7 protein-coding genes are annotated in these 17096 nt (G+C 61.4%); 4 read left to right on the forward strand and 3 right to left on the reverse strand.

The annotated features are described in order from the left end of the window. Nucleotides 1-3 precede the first annotated feature (3 nt). Genes QF043_RS11275 through QF043_RS30755 form a run of 3 tightly spaced genes read left to right on the forward strand, consistent with a single transcriptional unit; the run spans nt 4 to nt 10412 of the window. Nucleotides 4-6993, forward strand: a complete 6990-nt coding sequence (locus QF043_RS11275) for an amino acid adenylation domain-containing protein (RefSeq protein ID WP_373460676.1) — start codon at nt 4-6, stop codon at nt 6991-6993. Beyond that, entirely contained in the window at nt 6941-8062 is a 1122-nt protein-coding gene (locus QF043_RS30750; protein ID WP_373460677.1) for a condensation domain-containing protein, read from the forward strand. The genes QF043_RS11275 and QF043_RS30750 overlap by 53 nt, the downstream gene beginning before the upstream one ends. Next, on the forward strand, nt 7947-10412 hold the full coding sequence (locus QF043_RS30755) for an amino acid adenylation domain-containing protein (RefSeq protein ID WP_373460678.1): 2466 nt from the start codon (nt 7947-7949) through the stop codon (nt 10410-10412). Before QF043_RS30750 ends, QF043_RS30755 begins: the two co-directional genes overlap by 116 nt. 136 nt (nt 10413-10548) lie before the next feature. On the opposite strand, the gene QF043_RS11280 is transcribed toward QF043_RS30755, so the two are convergent. Beyond that, nucleotides 10549-12927 carry a TonB-dependent siderophore receptor gene (locus QF043_RS11280; RefSeq protein ID WP_307418527.1) on the reverse strand — a complete coding sequence of 793 codons (2379 nt, stop codon included), beginning with the start codon at nt 12925-12927 and terminating at the stop codon, nt 10549-10551. Nucleotides 12928-13081: 154 nt separating this feature from the next. Continuing rightward, nucleotides 13082-14734, reverse strand: a complete 1653-nt coding sequence (locus QF043_RS11285; RefSeq protein ID WP_307418528.1) for a cyclic peptide export ABC transporter — start codon at nt 14732-14734, stop codon at nt 13082-13084. A 200-nt stretch (nt 14735-14934) separates the two neighbouring features. On the opposite strand from QF043_RS11285, the gene QF043_RS11290 reads away from it, so the two are divergent. Next, nucleotides 14935-15762, forward strand: a complete 828-nt coding sequence (locus tag QF043_RS11290) for a N(5)-hydroxyornithine transformylase PvdF (RefSeq protein ID WP_307418529.1) — start codon at nt 14935-14937, stop codon at nt 15760-15762. A gap of 437 nt (nt 15763-16199) precedes the next feature. Here QF043_RS11290 and QF043_RS11295 read toward each other — a convergent pair whose 3' ends face one another. Then, entirely contained in the window at nt 16200-17072 is an 873-nt protein-coding gene (locus tag QF043_RS11295) for a formylglycine-generating enzyme family protein (RefSeq protein WP_307418530.1), read from the reverse strand. Nucleotides 17073-17096 lie beyond the last annotated feature (24 nt).

The following is a 17096-nucleotide window of genomic DNA, read 5'->3' on the forward strand; positions in this document are numbered from 1 at the left end:
GGCGTGCAAGCATTAATCGAGTCGGTAGGTTCACTGTCTGCGCAACAAAAGAAAGCGTTGGCGGTAATGCTCAAGCAGCAAGGCATCAACCTGTTTGAGATTGCCCCGGTTTTCAAGCGTCAGGAAGGCGAGCCGCTGCGACTCTCTTATGCTCAGGAGCGGCAGTGGTTTTTGTGGCAGTTGGAGCCGCAGAGCCCTGCCTACCATTTGCCACGTGCGTTGCGGTTGAAAGGCCGACTTGATCGGTCGGCCCTGCAGCGCAGCTTTGACGCCTTGATTGCCCGTCACGAGAGTTTGCGCACCTGCCTGCATCAGGACGTCGACCGGGTGTTACAGGTGGTCAAGCCTGAACTGCACCTTGAGATCGCTGAGGGTGTGGGTGAGCGCACGCAACTCGAAGCTCAAGTGCAAGCCGAAGTCGCCAAACCCTTTGATCTGCAACAAGGCCCGTTACTGCGGGTGAAATTACTGCAGCTGGCACCGGATGAGCATGTGCTGGTGCTGGTGCTGCACCACATTGTCTCGGACGGTTGGTCGATGCAGGTCATGGTCGATGAGCTGGTGCAGTTGTACGTGGGCTACAGCCAGGGCCAGGATGTGCGCTTGCCAGAGCTGCCGGTTCAATACCCCGACTATGCCTTGTGGCAGCGCAGTTGGATGGAAGCCGGCGAAAAAGAGCGCCAGCTGGGTTATTGGCTTGAGCGGTTGGGCGGTGAGCAACCGGTATTGGAGTTGCCCCTGGATCATCCGCGCCCGCCGGTACAAAGTTATCGCGGCGCGCGTCTGGACATGGACCTGGACGCGGTGTTGGTCAGCAGCCTCAAGGCGCTGGCTCAACGCGAAGGTGTGACGTTGTTCATGCTGTTGCTGGCGTCCTTCCAAACGCTGTTGTATCGCTACAGCGGGCAGTCGGATATCCGCGTCGGTGTGCCGATCGCCAACCGTAATCGCGCAGAAACCGAGCGCCTTATCGGCTTCTTCGTCAATACCCAGGTGTTCAAGGCTGATATCGACGGGCAGATGCCCTTCAGTCAGTTGCTGGCCCAGGTCAAGCAGCGCGCACTCCAAGCCCAGAGCCATCAGGATTTGCCGTTCGAGCAGCTTGTCGAGGCACTGCAACCGGAGCGCAGCCTGAGCCATAACCCGTTGTTCCAGGTCATGTTCAACCACCAGACTGAAGCCCATAAATCCCGTGGCGAGCTGCAATTGCCGGGCCTGGCCGTTGAGGCGTTGGAGTGGGGCAGCCAGAGTGCACAGTTCGACCTTAGCCTGGATACTCAGGAGTCCCCGCAAGGTATCTGGGCTTCGCTGACCTACGCCACGGACCTGTTCGACGCGCCCACTGTGCAGCGCATGGCTGAGCATTGGCAGCGCTTGCTGCGCGCGATTGTCGGGCGTGCGGACACCCGTGTGGCGCAGCTGGCCATGCTGATCGATGCAGAACAGCGTGACTTGCTGTATGCCTGGAACCAGGGTGGCCCTGCGTTCGAAGCGGCGGCAGGTGTTCACGGGTTGTTCGAGGCCCAGGTGCAACAGCGCCCGCAGGCGGTTGCCCTGTGCCTGGACGAACACACCATCAGCTATGCCGAGTTGAACCGCCAGGCCAATCGCCTGGCGCATGCACTGATCGCGCGCGGTGTCGGCCCGGAAGTGCGGGTGGGTGTGGCGGTCGAGCGCTCGTTCGAGATGGTGGTTGGCGTGTTGGCCGTGCTCAAGGCCGGCGGCGCCTATGTGCCGCTGGACCCGCAATACCCGCGTGAACGCCTGCTGCACATGCTGGAGGACAGCGGTGTGCGTGTGGTGCTGACGCAAGCCCATGTGCCGATGCCGCTGCCCGAAGGCATGGCGACGCTGGACGTGGCGGATTCGGGGCTGGCCCACTACGGCGAGAGCAACCCGCAGGTCAAGGTCGACAAGCACAACCTGGCCTACGTGATTTACACCTCCGGTTCCACCGGCAAGCCCAAAGGCGTGGCGATCGATCATGCGGCGCTGACCGAGTTTTCGCGCATGGCCGCCGATTACTCGCGCCTGACTCAGGATGACCGCGTACTGCAATTCGCTACCCTGAATTTCGACGGTTTTGTCGAGCAGCTCTACCCGGCGCTAACCCACGGCGCGACGGTGGTATTGCGAGGGCCGCAGCTGTGGGACAGCGCTCGGCTGTACGACGAAATCATCGCCCGAGGCATCACGCTGGCCGACTTGCCGACCGCTTACTGGAACCTGTTCCTGCTCGATTGCCTGGCCGCGGGGCCACGGTCTTATGGCGCGCTTCGCCAGGTCCACATTGGTGGCGAAGCCATGCCACTGGATGGCCCGTCGCAGTGGGTGAAAGCCGGTCTTGGCCATGTACGCTTGCTCAATACCTATGGCCCTACAGAAGCGACCGTGGTGTCGAGTGTGCTGGACTGCACAGCCGCCGCTGAAATCGTCGGTGCCACCGCCAGCCCGATTGGCCGTTCCTTGCCGGGCCGCGCCCTTTACGTGCTGGACCGCGACCTGAACCTGGCGCCGTTGGGAGCGGTGGGCGAGTTGTACATCGGCAGCCGCTGCGGTTTGGCGCGTGCCTATTTGAACCGCGCGCTGCTCACGGCTGAGCGCTTTGTGCCGGACCCGTTCGGCGAAACCGGCGAGCGCCTGTATCGCACCGGCGACCTGGCACGCTATCGCGCCGATGGTGTCATCGAGTATGTCGGGCGGGTCGATCACCAAGTCAAGATCCGCGGTTTTCGTATCGAGCTGGGTGAAATCGAGGCGCTGTTGTTGGCCCAGCCTAGCGTGCGCGAAACACTGGTGCTGGCCGTCGACAATCAATTGGTCGCCTATCTGGTTGCCGAACAGCAAGACGCCGCATCCCTCAAGCTGACGCTGCGCGAACAACTGCCGGATTATATGGTGCCGGCCCACATCATCTTCCTCGACCGCATGCCGCTGAACCCCAACGGCAAGCTGGATCGTCACGCGCTGCCCCAACCCGACGCCAGCCAATCGCAGCAGGCATGGGTGGCGCCGGTGACTGAGCTGGAGCAGCAGGTCGCCGCCGTGTGGGCGCAAATCCTGGGAGCCGAGCGCGTAGGATTGACCGATCACTTCTTTGAGATGGGCGGGCATTCGCTGCTGGCCATGCAGGTGGTTTCACGCCTGCGGCATACGCTGGGGCGCGAAGTACCGCTCAAACTGGTGTTCGAGCAGCCGCGTCTGGAAGGGTTCGCTGGCGCTCTGCACGCCCTGAAAAGTGGCCTGGGTGAGCAGACGCCGGTATTGGAGCCGATCGGCCGTGACCAGCCGTTGCCACTGTCTTATGCCCAGGAGCGTCAGTGGTTTCTTTGGCAACTGGCCCCGGACAGCGCCGCCTACCATATCCCCAGTGCCTTGCGCCTCAAGGGGCGGCTGGATACCGCGGCGTTGCAGCGCAGTTTCGATGTGCTGGTCGCTCGCCATGAAAGCCTGCGCACCTGCGTCGAACAGCACGCGGAGGGTGCGCGGCAAGTTATCCATGCGCAGGCGGTGCTGCCTGTCCAGTGCATTGACGTGCAAGAAGCTGATCTGCAAGCGAAAGTCGAAGCCGAAATCGCACAGCCGTTCAACCTGCAAAGCGGGCCGTTGCTGCGTGTGACCTTAATGCGTGTGGCGCAGGACGATCATGTGTTGGTGCTGGTGCAGCATCACATCGTCTCTGACGGTTGGTCGATGCACGTCATGATCGACGAGCTGGTGCAACTTTATGCTGCATTCAGCCAGGGCCAGGCAGTGCAGTTGCCGGTGATGCCGATCCAGTACGCCGACTTTGCCGTATGGCAGCGTACGTGGATGGAAGCCGGTGAGCAGGCCCGGCAACTGGACTACTGGCGCGACGTGCTCGGCGGCGAGCAGCCCGTGTTGGAGTTGCCATTCGATCATCAGCGCCCGGCGCAGCAAAGCCATCGCGGCGCGCGTCTGGATGTACCGTTGCCCGCCAGCCTGGCGCAAGATCTTAAAGCCCTGGCGCAAGCGCAGGGCGTGACGATGTTTATGTTACTGCTGGCCTCGTTCCAGACGTTGCTGCACCGCTACAGTGGCCAGCAAGACATACGTGTCGGCGTGCCGATCGCCAACCGCAATCGTGTGGAAACAGAACGTCTGATCGGCTTTTTCGTCAATACTCAGGTGCTCAAGGCCGATATCGACGGGCACATGACGGTTGCCGAGTTGCTGACCCAGGTCAAGCAGCGTGCGCTGGAGGCCCAGACCCATCAGGACCTGCCGTTCGAGCAATTGGTCGAAGCCCTGCAACCCGAGCGTAGCCTGAGCCTGAACCCGCTGTTCCAGGTGATGTTCAACTATCAGAGCGAAGGTCAGCTGGGTGTGCAAGCGCTGACGGACTTGCGCATCGAAGGCCTGGAGTGGGAGCGCCGTACCGCGCATTTTGACCTCGACTTGGACGTGCATGAAAGCACACAAGGGCTGTGGGCCACGCTGGGTTATGCCACCGATCTGTTTGAAGTCGCTACCATCGAGCGCATGGCCCGCCATTGGCAGAACCTGTTGCAGGCGATGGTTGCCGATCAGCAGCAGAACATCGGCCAGTTGAACCTGTTGGATAGCGACGAGCAGCAGCACATCCTGCAACTGTGGAACTGCACCGATTCCGGCTTCTCGGCTAAACGCTTGGTGCACGAGCTGTTCGCCGATCGCGCGCGGGACAATCCGGATGCGGTGGCGGTCAAGTTCGATGCGCAAACCCTGACGTATGGCGAGCTGGACAGCCAGGCCAACCGCCTGGCCCATGCGCTGATCGCCCGTGGCGTCGGCCCGGAAGTGCGGGTGGCGATTGCCATGCCGCGCAGTGCGGAAATCATGGTGGCGTTCCTTGCGGTGATGAAAGCCGGTGGCGTGTATGTGCCGCTGGACATCGAATACCCGCGTGACCGCTTGCTGTACATGATGCAAGACAGCCGCGCGAAATTGCTGCTGAGCCACAGCAGTGCCTTGGCGCAATTGCCGGTAGCGCAAGGGCTTGAAACCCTGGCCATTGACCGCACCGAAGACTGGACCAGCTATAGCGATAACGCGCCGAAGGTCGATCTGGACGGCGACAACCTCGCCTACGTGATCTACACCTCCGGCTCCACCGGCATGCCCAAGGGCGTGGCCGTTTCCCACGGCCCGTTGGTGGCGCACATCATCGCCACCGGCGAGCGCTACGAAACCGGCCCGGCCGACTGCGAATTGCACTTCATGTCTTTTGCCTTCGACGGTTCCCACGAAGGCTGGATGCACCCGCTGATCAACGGCGCCAGCGTGCTGATCCGCGATGACAGCCTGTGGCTGCCGGAATACACCTACCAGCAAATGCACCGCCACAACGTGACCATGGCGGTGTTCCCGCCGGTGTACCTGCAACAGCTGGCCGAGCATGCCGAGCGCGATGGCAACCCGCCCAACGTGCGCGTGTACTGCTTCGGCGGTGATGCGGTGGCGCAGGCCAGTTACGACCTGGCTTGGCGCGCACTGAAACCAACCTACCTGTTCAACGGCTACGGCCCGACCGAAACCGTGGTTACGCCATTGCTGTGGAAAGCCCGTCGCGGCGACCCCTGCGGCGCGGTCTATGCGCCGATCGGCACGCTGTTGGGCAACCGCAGCGGCTACGTGCTGGACTCACAACTCAACTTGCAACCCATCGGCGTGGCCGGTGAGTTGTACCTGGGCGGCGAAGGTGTGGCCCGGGGTTATCTGGAGCGTCCGGCACTCACCGCCGAACGCTTTGTGCCGGACCCGTTCGGCAAGCCCGGCAGCCGCGTGTACCGCAGCGGCGACCTGACCCGTGGCCGCGCAGATGGCGTGGTGGATTACCTCGGGCGTGTCGATCACCAAGTGAAAATCCGTGGTTTCCGTATTGAGCTGGGTGAAATCGAGGCGCGTCTGCGTGAGCAGCAGGCGGTTGGTGAAACGGTCGTCGTGGCCCAGGAAAGCCCGAGCGGCAAACAGTTAGTGGCCTACGTCGTGCCCGCTGAGCCCGCGACCGACCCGGTGGCATTTCGCGAAGCCTTGCGTCGCGCCCTGAAAACCCGTCTGCCTGACTATATGGTGCCTGCGCACTTCATGTTCCTGGACCAGATGCCGCTGACGCCCAATGGCAAGCTTGACCGTAAGGGCTTGCCTCAGCCGGACGCGGCGCAGTCGCAGGGCGAGTGGGTTGAACCGGTTACGCCATTGCAACAGCAGGTCGCGGCGATTTGGGCCCAGGTGCTGGGCGCTGCGCGCATTGGTCTGACGGATCATTTCTTCGAGTTGGGCGGCCACTCGTTGCTGGCCATGCAGGTGATTTCCCGTGTGCGCCAGTTGCTTGAACGCGACGTGCCACTGCGCACCTTGTTTGAGCAGCCGCAACTTCAAGGGTTTGTGCTCGCACTGCAAGCCGCTGAAGAGGATCTGGCGCCGCCGATGGTGGCGATAGGGCGGGATCAGCCGTTAGTGCTGTCCTTTGCCCAGGAGCGCCAATGGTTTCTTTGGCAGCTGGATCCGCAAAGCGCCGCTTACCATATCCCGAGCATTCTGCGTCTGAGTGGTCGCCTTGATCAGCGTGCCTTGCAGTGCAGTTTTGACCGTTTGGTGGCTCGACATGAGAGCTTGCGCACCCGCATCGATCAGCAGGATGAGCGCGCGGTGCAGGTGGTTTTTCCCGCCGAACCGTTGCCAATCCTGCGAGGCGATGCCACGGAGCAGACACTGCAGCAGCAGGTAGAAGCCGAAATCGCCAAGCCTTTCAACCTGCAGCAAGGTCCGCTGCTGCGCGTCACCTTGTTACGCCTGGCCGAAGATGAGCATGTACTGGTGCTGGTGCAGCACCATATTGTTTCCGATGGTTGGTCGATGCAGGTGATGGTTGACGAACTGGTGCAGTTGTATAGCGCCTACAGCCAGGGCGAGGTCGCGCAGTTACCGCGCGCTGGCATTGCAGTATGCCGATTACGCGCACTGGCAACGCGAGTGGATGGCGGTGGGTGAGCGCGAGCGTCAATTGGCTTACTGGTGCGAGCTGCTGGACGGTGAACAACCGGTGTTGGAGCTGCCCACCGCGCATGCGCGCCCGGCGCTGCAAAGCTATCGCGGGGCCAGCCTGGAACTGGAGTTGCCAACGCAACTGGCCGAAGGGCTCAACGCATTGGCGCAGCGTGAGGGCGTGACGCTGTTCATGCTGTTGCTGGCGTCCTTTCAGGGTTTGTTGTACCGCTACAGTGGCCAGCAGGACATCCGTATCGGGGTGCCGATCGCCAACCGCAACCGGGTTGAAGTCGAGCGGTTGGTCGGTTTCTTTGTCAACACTCAGGTGCTCAAGGCCGACCTGGACGAGCAGATCACTGTGACCCAACTGTTGCAGCAGGCCAAACGCCGCAGCCTGGATGCGCAGAGCCATCAGGACCTGCCCTTCGAGCAACTGGTCGAAGCCCTGCAGCCGGAACGCAGCCTGAGCCATAACCCGTTGTTCCAGGTGTTGTTCAACCATCAGAGCGATGCGGGCTTGGCTACCCGTGGCCGTCAGTTGCCCGATTTGCGCGTGGAGGGCCTGGATTGGGGCAGCCAGACCGCGCAGTTCGACCTGAGCCTGGACACCCAGGCCACCGCGCAGGGCATCTGGGCCACCTTGACCTATGCGACCGACCTGTTCGAGCCGGCCATGCTCACGCGCATGCTGGCGCACTGGCAAAATCTGTTGCAAGGCATGCTCGACGACCCGCAGCAGCGCATCAGCCAGTTGCCGCTGTTGGACGGCACCGAGCAACGTAGTGCGCTGCAAGACTGGAACGCCACTGCGCGTGACTACCCGCAGCAGCCTGTGCATCAGTTGATCGAAGCCCAGGTCGAACTCACGCCGGACGCCGAGGCGCTGGTGTTTGCCGGGCAGCGCCTGACCTACGCCCAGCTTAATCGGCGGGCCAACCGCCCTGGCCCATCGCCTGATGGCCGCCGGTGTCGGCCCCGACGTGTTGGTGGGGCTGGCCGTGGAACGCTCGGTGGAAATGGTCGTCGGCCTGCTGGCGGTACTCAAGGCCGGTGGCGCGTATGTGCCGCTTGACCCGGAATACCCCCGCGAGCGACTGGCCTACATGCTGGAAGACAGCGGCGTGAAGTTGCTGCTGACTCAGGCGCATCTGCTCGAACAGTTGCCGATCCCGGAAGGCCTGGAAACTTTGGTGCTGGGTGAATCCGGTTTTGACGGCTACAGCGAAGCGAACCCAGGTATTGTGCTGGAGGGCGAAAACCTCGCCTACGTGATCTACACCTCCGGTTCCACCGGCCAGCCCAAAGGCGCGGGCAACCGCCACTGCGCGCTGACCAACCGCCTGTGCTGGATGCAGGAAGCCTACGGGTTGAGTGCCCGTGACACGGTGGTGCAAAAGACCCCGTTCAGCTTTGACGTGTCGGTGTGGGAGTTCTTCTGGCCGCTGATGACGGGTGCGCGCCTGGTAGTGGCTGCGCCGGGTGATCACCGCGACCCGGCCAGGCTGGTAGAGCTGATCAACGCCGAACAGGTCACCACGCTGCACTTTGTGCCGTCGATGCTGCAGGCTTTTCTGCAAGACCCGGCCGTTGCTTCCTGCCACACCCTGCAGCGTATTGTGTGCAGTGGCGAAGCATTGCCGGTAGACGCGCAACAACAGGTCTTGCGCAAACTGCCGCAAACCGCGTTGTACAACCTGTATGGCCCGACCGAGGCCGCCATTGACGTGACCCACTGGACCTGCGTCGACGAAGGGCGAGACACGGTGCCTATCGGCCAGCCGATCGCCAACCTGTGCACCTATGTGCTGGATGCACAGCTGCAAGCCACTGCCGTGGGGGTGGCGGGCGAGTTGTACCTGGGCGGTATCGGCTTGGCACGCGGTTACCACCGACGCCCGGGGCTCACAGCCGAACGGTTTGTCGCTTCGCCGTTTGCGCCGGGAGAGCGCCTGTATCGTACCAGCGACCGCGTGCGTCAGCGTGCCGACGGGGTTATCGAATACCTTGGGCGCCTGGATCACCAGGTCAAATTGCGAGGCCTGCGGATTGAATTGGGTGAGATTGAAGCGCGGGTTCTTGAACATCCCCAGGTACAGGAAGCCTCGGTCCAGGTGGTCGATGGCAAGCACCTGGTGGGCTATTTGGTGTTGCAGGCCCAGAGCGAAACCTGGCGTGAGTCCCTGGGCGCACACCTGTTGGCGCACTTGCCGGACTATATGGTGCCGGCGCAATGGGTGCTGCTGGCGCACATGCCCCTGAGCCCGAATGGCAAGCTGGACCGCAAGGCGCTGCCCAAGGCTGATGCGCACTTGCAAGAACGGGTCTATCAGGCGCCGCAGACCGAATTGGAGCAGCGCCTCGCAACCATTTGGAGCGAAGTGCTTGAGGTTGAACGCGTCGGCTTGAATGACAATTTCTTTGAGCTGGGTGGGCATTCGCTGTTGGTGTTGAGGCTCAAGGAGCGCATCCGCAAGGCAACCGGTACAGCGCTGTCAGTCAGCCAATTGATGCTTAACCCGACCATTGCGGGGCAGGTGGCTTGCCTGGGCGGCGAGACCCGTCACTCGCTGATCGTCAAACTCAACAGCCAGAGCCAAGGCACGCCACTGTTCCTGTTCCACCCCAGCTACGGTTCGGTGCATTGCTACAAGGCCATTGGCTTGGCGCTGCGTGAACAACGGCCGGTGCTGGGGGTGATCAGTCGGGCGCTGGTGGAGGAGGGCAGTGACGTGCCCAGCTGGCAATCAATGGTCGATGACTACACCGCGCAACTGCTCGATGCCCTGCCCGAAGGCCCTTATCGCCTGGCCGGTTGGTCCCTGGGGGGGAACCTGGCCATGGAGGTCGCGTATGCGTTGGAACAGGCGGGGCGTGTGGTCGAGGTTGTCGGTTGGATCGATGCATCGCCGCCGCACTGGCTCAAGGCCTATTGGGATACAGCAGTGATCGCCGATGACAGTGAGGTACCGGTCAATCAGCGGCGTGTCGAGCTGTTGCAGGTGATGTTTGCGCAATCGAGCGCGTTGATCCAGGCCGCGTGGCTGCAAAGCCAGGCGCTCTCTGACGACGAAGTGCAGCAATGGCAGGCGTTCAGCGCGTGGGCCGAAGATGCACTCGGTGAGACCTATCTGGAGGTCAAGGCCAGCTTGCTTGAGGGCGACGAAGCGCAGATTTCCTGGGAACTCGACCGTGCTCTTGGCAAGAGTCTCAAGGACGCCGACTTCAAGCCGATCCAGGCACCGATCCGTTGCTGGTGGGCCGCTGCAAGCCGTGCAGGGCAGCATCGTCAGTTGATCGAGGCGAGCATGGCGCAGGTTATGGGCCGGCCGTGTATTGAGCAGTCAGTAGTGATCGACTCCACCCACGATCGAATCATCGATAACGCCGCGTTCGTACAGAGCTTTGCTGATGCGATGAAGTAATCCCCCGTGTAAAAGAAACGCCCCTGGACCGATGGCCAAGGGCGTTTTTTTTATCGGCGTTATTCGCCAAGCGTCACGATTTAGCGGGCAACAAAAAGCCCCTGGCCATCAGCGATGACCAGGGGCTTGGGCTGGATCAGAAGTTCCAGCGGGTGCTGAGCATGACGTTACGCGGGTCGCCGTAATAAGCCGAGTTGTAGAAGCCGATGTTGGTGTAGTACTTCTTGTCGAAGATGTTGTTGACGTTGAGGGTCGCCGATACGTTCTCGGTCACCTGGTAACGGGCCATCGCGTCGACGATCCACAGTGGGTCCTGGGAGAAGTTTTCCTCAGTGCCTTTGGCATAGTTGTTCAGCAGTTTCCAGCCAGTGCCCTGCCAGCGCACGCCGGTGCCCAGGGTCAGTTTGTCCAGTGGGCCGGTCAGCTTGTAGCTGGTGTAGATATTGACCTGATCTTCCGGTTCCCAGGTGGAGAGTTTCTCACCCTGTTTGTCGCGTATGATTTTGTGGGTATAGCCTGCCTGCAACTGCCAGCCCGGCGCCAGCTCGCCGGAGATTTCCGCTTCATAGCCTTTGGTTTTGGCTTCGGTGCCCTTGGAGGCGTAATCCAGCCCAGGGTGGCTGTTGGGGATGTAATCGGTGTCGTCGATGGGGCGGTTTTTCTCGTGAACCTCGAAGTAGGCCAGGCTCGAGTTCAGGCGGCCATCGAAGAATTCTCCTTTGAGGCCGATCTCGTAGTTCTTGCCTTCATCCGGTTCCAGCGGTTTGTCGTTGCGGTCGCGGTAGTCGTCCTGTGGCAGGTAGATTTCGGTGAAGCTGGCATAGGCCGAGAAGTTGTCGTTAAGGTCATAGGTGATGCCGGCGTATGGCACTACCTTGCCGGTGTCCTTGACCTGGCTGGTGCCGCTGACTTCGTAGTTGTTGACCCGAGTGCCGAGGATCAGGTGCAAATCATCCGCGAGGCTGAAGCGCCCGGTGATGTAGCTGGCGCTCTGGCGCGTCAACTCGTCGTTCTTTTTGGTTCGAGGACCACGGTCCGGCTTGGGGGCGTCGCCGTCCCAGTTGAAGTAGTCGTGGCTGTTGTCGTAGTTGGTGGCGTTGGTGTAGTCGCTGCCCAGCCAGCGCGAACGCGAGACCGAAGTGCCGACCACCAGTTCGTGCTCGCGCCCGAACAGGCTGAACGGCCCGGTGGCGTAGAGGTCACCCGTGTCGCTGGTGGTTTCACCGTTGTAGGTACGGGTCAGCAGCGGTGCCTTGCCCGTTTCGGCATTGGGTGACTGCAGGGCCGACAGCGGGGCTTTGTAGCCGTTGATCTGGTGGTTGTACTGCGCCTTGCCGACCCAGCCGTTGTCGAACGTGTGTTCCAGGGTGGCGAAGGCGGTGCGGGTGTACTGTTTCCACTTGCTGTACTTGGCGCCGTTGTTGAAGGAGCGTGGTGTACTGATGCGGTTACCGGCGGAGTCAAAGAGTGAGGCCGAACCGGACCAGCTGGAGCCCTGCGGGTCGCTGTCCTGATAGTCGCCACCGACGGTCAGCAACGTATCCGGTGCCAGGTCGAACTCGAGAATGCCGTAGTAGACGTTGGTCTGGCGTTGGTAGTGATCGAGGAACGAATGTTTATCCTGGTACGCCGCAACAGCTCGGCCACGCACGTTGCCGGTCTCGGTCAGCGGGCCGCTGACGTCGATTTCGGAGCGGTAGTTGTCCCAGGAACCCGCGCCCAGATTGACATAGCCTTTGAATTCCGAGGTGGGTTTTTTACGCACCATATTGATGGTGCCGCCCGGGCCGCCGGCGCCGGTCAACAGGCCGGTGGCGCCCTTGAGAATCTCGACGCGGTCGTAGATAACGGTGTCGGTCAAGGTGTGGCCGGACGAGTACTGGGCATCCTGCAGGATCGGAATACCGTCGTACTGGAAGTTCTGAATGGCGAAGCCGCGAGAGAAGTAGCTGGTACGCTCGCTGTCGTAGGCGGCAACGGTAATGCCCGGTGTGTGGCGCATCACGTCGTCGATCGACTTGAGGCTGAAGTCGTCCATGGCCTGGCGGGTCACCACCGAAATCGACTGCGGCGTTTCGCGTGGGCTAAGCACCAAGCGGGTTGCGGTGGCAATTGTGCCGGGGGTGTAGGAGCCGGAGCCTTCGGTGATGGTGCCCAACTGGTTGGCGGTCACCTGGGTTGCGCCCAGTTCCAGTGCCGACGTTTTCGCCGCGCTGATGGTGAATGAGCTGCCCTGCAGGTCATAGCTGATGCCCGTCCCGGACAGCAAGGTGGTCATGGCCTGGCCGGGTTGCAACTTGCCTTTGATCGCGTGGCTGCGTTTGCCTTCGACGTCGGTCGGGCTGTAGAGCACCTGCAAGTTGGTTTGGCGACCGAACTCCTGAAGCGCGCTCCCCAGCGGCTGTGCGGGTACATTCAATTCGACCTCCTGCGCCTGCACATAACCTGCGACCGGCAGTGCCAGTGCCAGGGCAATCGCGCTTGGCAGCAGAGGGGTATTCAAGAGGCGGCGCATGGAGAGTGCCTTGCTCAAGGGACTCAGACCGAACGTTGCTGGCATGGATGCATTCTCTTCTATGTTTTAAGTGGGCAGCTTTTAGTGTTTATTGAGGTCAATTCTCATTACCACTAGTGAGACGTTCCTATCCGTAAAAACCGGAAAAAAAACTTCAGGCCGGTTCCATCTCGTGCACGACCTTGCCCGCTCGCAGGCGCACCAGTTGGTCGGCGATGTCGAAATAGCGGTCGTCGTGGCTGATCACGATGATGGTTTTGCCCAGGCGTTTGAGGTCGGGCAGCAGCTCGGTGTAGAACACGCGGCGGAAGGCCGGGTCCTGGTCGGCGGCCCATTCGTCAAACACCAGCACTGGGCGTTCTTCGAGCCAGGCATTGACCAGCGCCAGGCGCTTGCGCTGCCCGGTGGAGAGGTCGGTGGTGCTGAACACGCCGTCCTTGACGCTGACTTTGTGCGCGATTTCCAGGCGCTCCAGGTATTTGGCGGCGCTGTCCAGCGATTGTGTTGCGCTGCCCTGGACCAGGTCGTCGAACAGGTAATAGTCGGCGAACACCGTGGTGAACAATTGGCGGTAGTCATCGCGCACCGGGTCGGTCACGGTTTCGCCGTTCAGGCGGATTTCCCCCGCGTCGGGTTGATACAGGCCCAGTAACAGTTTGATCAGCGTGGTCTTGCCGCAGCCGTTCTCGCCGACGATAAACACGATATCGCCCTGCTTGATGCTCAAGTTGATCGGCCCCAGATGAAACGGCTCGCTGCCCTCGACCGGCGGCGGGCTGTAGGTGACGCCACGCAGTTCAACGCTGTTGACCACCGGTGTGGGGGCTTCGCTGCCGTCCATCAACAAATGCGGCTCGGGGGACGAGAAGCGATCCGACAGCTCGGTGATGCGCGCAAAGGCAATGCCGGCCTTGCCGATGATCGGCAGGTAACCGATCACATGTTCGAGCGGGCCTTTCATGTACAGCAACACCAACACGAAACCGGTGATCACCGCCGGGTCCGGGTTGGGGTTGTAGGCTTGCATGGCCAGGGCCAGGCCGATGACCACAAAGAACAGCATCGAGCCAAAGGTTTTGGCCACGATGTAGATGTTGACCGAGCGCACCTGGATGTCGCTGATCCGGTCAGCGGTTTCCTGGATGCGGTGGGTGTTCATCCGGTAGCGCCGTGGCCGGTGGATGCGCAGCTCCTTGGCGCCGGAGGCAATCGCCGAATAGTAGCGCTGCAGTTCGTCTTCCAGGTCACGGGCGGCGTCGAAGCCGCGAATACCTTTGTGGCCGGCGATGAATTGGACGCTGCTGCCGATCACAATGGCGACGATCATCATCAGGAACATCGGCACTGACAGGTAGGCCAGGTAACCCAGGCAACCCAGGGTTACCGTGCTGGCGATGGCCAATGGGGTAAACGCGAAGGAGAAATCGCTGATGGTGTCGACGTCGTGAGTCAGCACCGGGATCAGGCGGTGCGAGCGGTAGCGTTCAATCTGCTCGATGGGCGCCGACAGCACTTTTTCGCCGAGATCCTTGCGCAGGGCGGCAATGATTCGTTGGCCCACATAGTTGGTGCCGATATCCGAGACGATCGAACTGGTCAGCGCCAGCAGGCACAGCGCGGCAAAGGTCAAGACCACGCCCTGGGTCATGCCGGTGGAAGAGTGCAGGGCGTTATTGATAGTCGCCAGCAGCAACGTGATGGCCAGGCCGCCGGCCATGCCCAGCGCGACAGAGACGCTCACGATGGTGCGAAAAGGCCTGAGCAATTCGAGCAAACCGTTAAAGGCGCCGCGCTTGGGGTCGGTCATAAATACTTCCCGGAAAGTGAAAAAGAGGGGGCTGGGCACACAGACCCTTACCCATGACAAACGAAGTGCCGGGGCGACTATTTAGCGCGGCATGCCGGGCGGTGGAGCGGGTCGATAAATTGCCAACAGGCTGGTTCGTTCTTGTTGTGTAGGCGCACGCGTATTGGCGCGTGCCTGATCTATCCAGCGAGAGCGAAACAATGACGAAAAAGAATCTGGTGTATGTCTGGTCCCTGAGAAACGCTGCCGCCGACAAGGCCGGCCAGCCGGTGGCCTACAAGGACCACGAGCGCTATATGAAGTCGGTGCTGGAGTTTCTGGTGGGGTCGCTGAACGACACACCGTTGGGCCAGGCCTACAACCTGGTCGGCGTGGTGTACGACGATGACGAGCACAACCCACGGGACCAGCAGTTGGTCGCTGACTATGGCTTTGCCTACCAGCCGGGTCGCCAGTGGCTCTACCCGGCAGACCTGACGGTGCAGGGCAAGCTGGTCAATGACCTGCTGCTGAGCGTGCCGTCCACCTATCGCCGCCTGCCGCGTGGCAGCGCGGAACACATCGCCGGCAAACAGGATTTCGAACGTCGCCTGCACGATACCCTGGTGGAGTTGAAGGCTGACATCGTGGTGCTGGACGGCCTGCTGGTAATCCTCGATGAGCTGGTGCGGCCCGGTGCGCCGTTTGCGCGGCGGATCATGAACATCCACCCAGGCATTACCCGCATTGAATCGCCTTACGAGCGCCGTGGTGCCTATGCCACCTGGAATGCCTTGTACGGCGCGCGCGGGCAGACGGTGGTGGATTGGGCGACCAAAGAAACCAAGGCCTGCGAACCGCTGTACCTTACCGGCGCTTCGTTCCATTACGTGGACAACGGCATTGATTCTGGCGAAGTGTTCCACGACGTGCTGAAAACCGAGATTTCGCCTGAGGACACCATCCTCGAATTGCGCTGGAACAACTTCAACAACAGCCTGTTCCCGGCGTTGCATGAAGGGTTGGAGTTGTTGGCCCAGCAGGCCTGATGCAAAACTAAATGTGGGAGCTGGCTTGCCTGCTGTGGCCGTTTGTAGGTGTGTATATCCGTTGCTGCGGTCACGGCTAACCCGGCGTCCTGCCGGGTTACCCACGGATTCAAGCCTGCGTTCGGCCAGCGTGGTTGACGGGGCGCCTCAGAACAAAAGCAAGATCAAAAGCAGAGCACGGCGGCCTGAAAGCCGACCTGAGTGGTTGAATCAAAAGCCAGATCAAGTGCAAAGCCAAAGCCTATCTACCTGATGCAACACAGTCTAAATGTGGGAGCGGGCTTGCTCGCGAAGGCGGTGTGCCAGTCAATTCATCTGTAACTGACCCACCGCATTCGCGAGCAAGCCCGCTCCCACAGTTGACCGCATACAGTTCTGAATATGAGGTCGGCTGCGGATTTACATGCACTGAAAATCTGCTTTTCTGTGGGAGCTGCTTAGAGGTCGCGCACTACCCGGAATCCAATCCAGTCCCCGCGCGTTTGCGGGTAGATGGTGTTGCGGTTGCCCGAGCGTGAGAACACCGGCGCTTCGCCCCAGTCATTGCCGCGAATCTGGTAGCCCTCGCAGTTGGGCTCCATCCAGGCGCTGCCGTCGGTAGGGGCGCCGATATAGTTGGGGTGCTCGCAGTCGGCCACCCGCTCATACACATTGCCGTGCATGTCGTACATGCCAAATGCATTCGGCGGGTAGCTGCCCACCGGTGAGGAATAACTGTAGCCATCTGCCGGGCCGTAGGTGTTGGCGTGCTGGGCGATGCTGTAGCCCTTGCCCTCATCGAACGGGAAGGGGAACGGCCCGGTGGAGCCGGCGCGGGCGGCGTATTCGCGCTGGGCTTCGCTGACCATGTGGTACTTCTGCCCGGTTTTTTTCGACAGCCAGGCGACATAATTTTTGATGTCGTCCATGTCCATGCACACCGCCGGCTGGCGTGGGCCTTGCGGGTAGCGGGGCTTGCTGGCGATGCATTCGCGGCCGGGGCGGGTGTCGCCGTCGGCAATCTTGACGCCGGTCTGGCGGATATAGCTGTCCCACTCGCCGGCGGTGATGTGGAAGCGGCTCATGGCAAAGGGTTTGGCGAAGGTCACGTCGTGCATCGGGCCTTCATCGGGCTCGCGGCCGACTTCGTCTTCCGGCGTGCCCATGGTGAAAGTGCCGGCGGGCAGCACCACCATTTCCGGGCAGTCCTTGCAGTCCTTGAACACTTTGCCGGGTTGTGGCGTGGCGGCTTGCGCCAGGTTGGGCAGCCATGCCGCGCACAGGGCCGTCAGCGCCAGGGCGGTCAGGGGTTTGAGTCGGGATGGATTCATGGGGGCATCTCGTTCAAAGGAAAA

Origin of the sequence: Pseudomonas sp. W3I7 (assembly GCF_030816095.1) — a bacterium.
Classification (GTDB): domain Bacteria; phylum Pseudomonadota; class Gammaproteobacteria; order Pseudomonadales; family Pseudomonadaceae; genus Aquipseudomonas; species Aquipseudomonas salomonii.

What these genes read in the sequence shown, in the direction of transcription:
- QF043_RS30755 (WP_373460678.1), top strand. Translation starts at nt 7,947, where the DNA reads ATGGCCGCCGGTGTCGGCCCCGACGTGTTGGTGGGGCTGGCCGTGGAA.
- QF043_RS11280 (WP_307418527.1), bottom strand. Translation starts at nt 12,927, where the DNA reads ATGCGCCGCCTCTTGAATACCCCTCTGCTGCCAAGCGCGATTGCCCTG.
- QF043_RS11285 (WP_307418528.1), bottom strand. Translation starts at nt 14,734, where the DNA reads ATGACCGACCCCAAGCGCGGCGCCTTTAACGGTTTGCTCGAATTGCTC.
- QF043_RS11290 (WP_307418529.1), top strand. Translation starts at nt 14,935, where the DNA reads ATGACGAAAAAGAATCTGGTGTATGTCTGGTCCCTGAGAAACGCTGCC.
- QF043_RS11295 (WP_307418530.1), bottom strand. Translation starts at nt 17,072, where the DNA reads ATGAATCCATCCCGACTCAAACCCCTGACCGCCCTGGCGCTGACGGCC.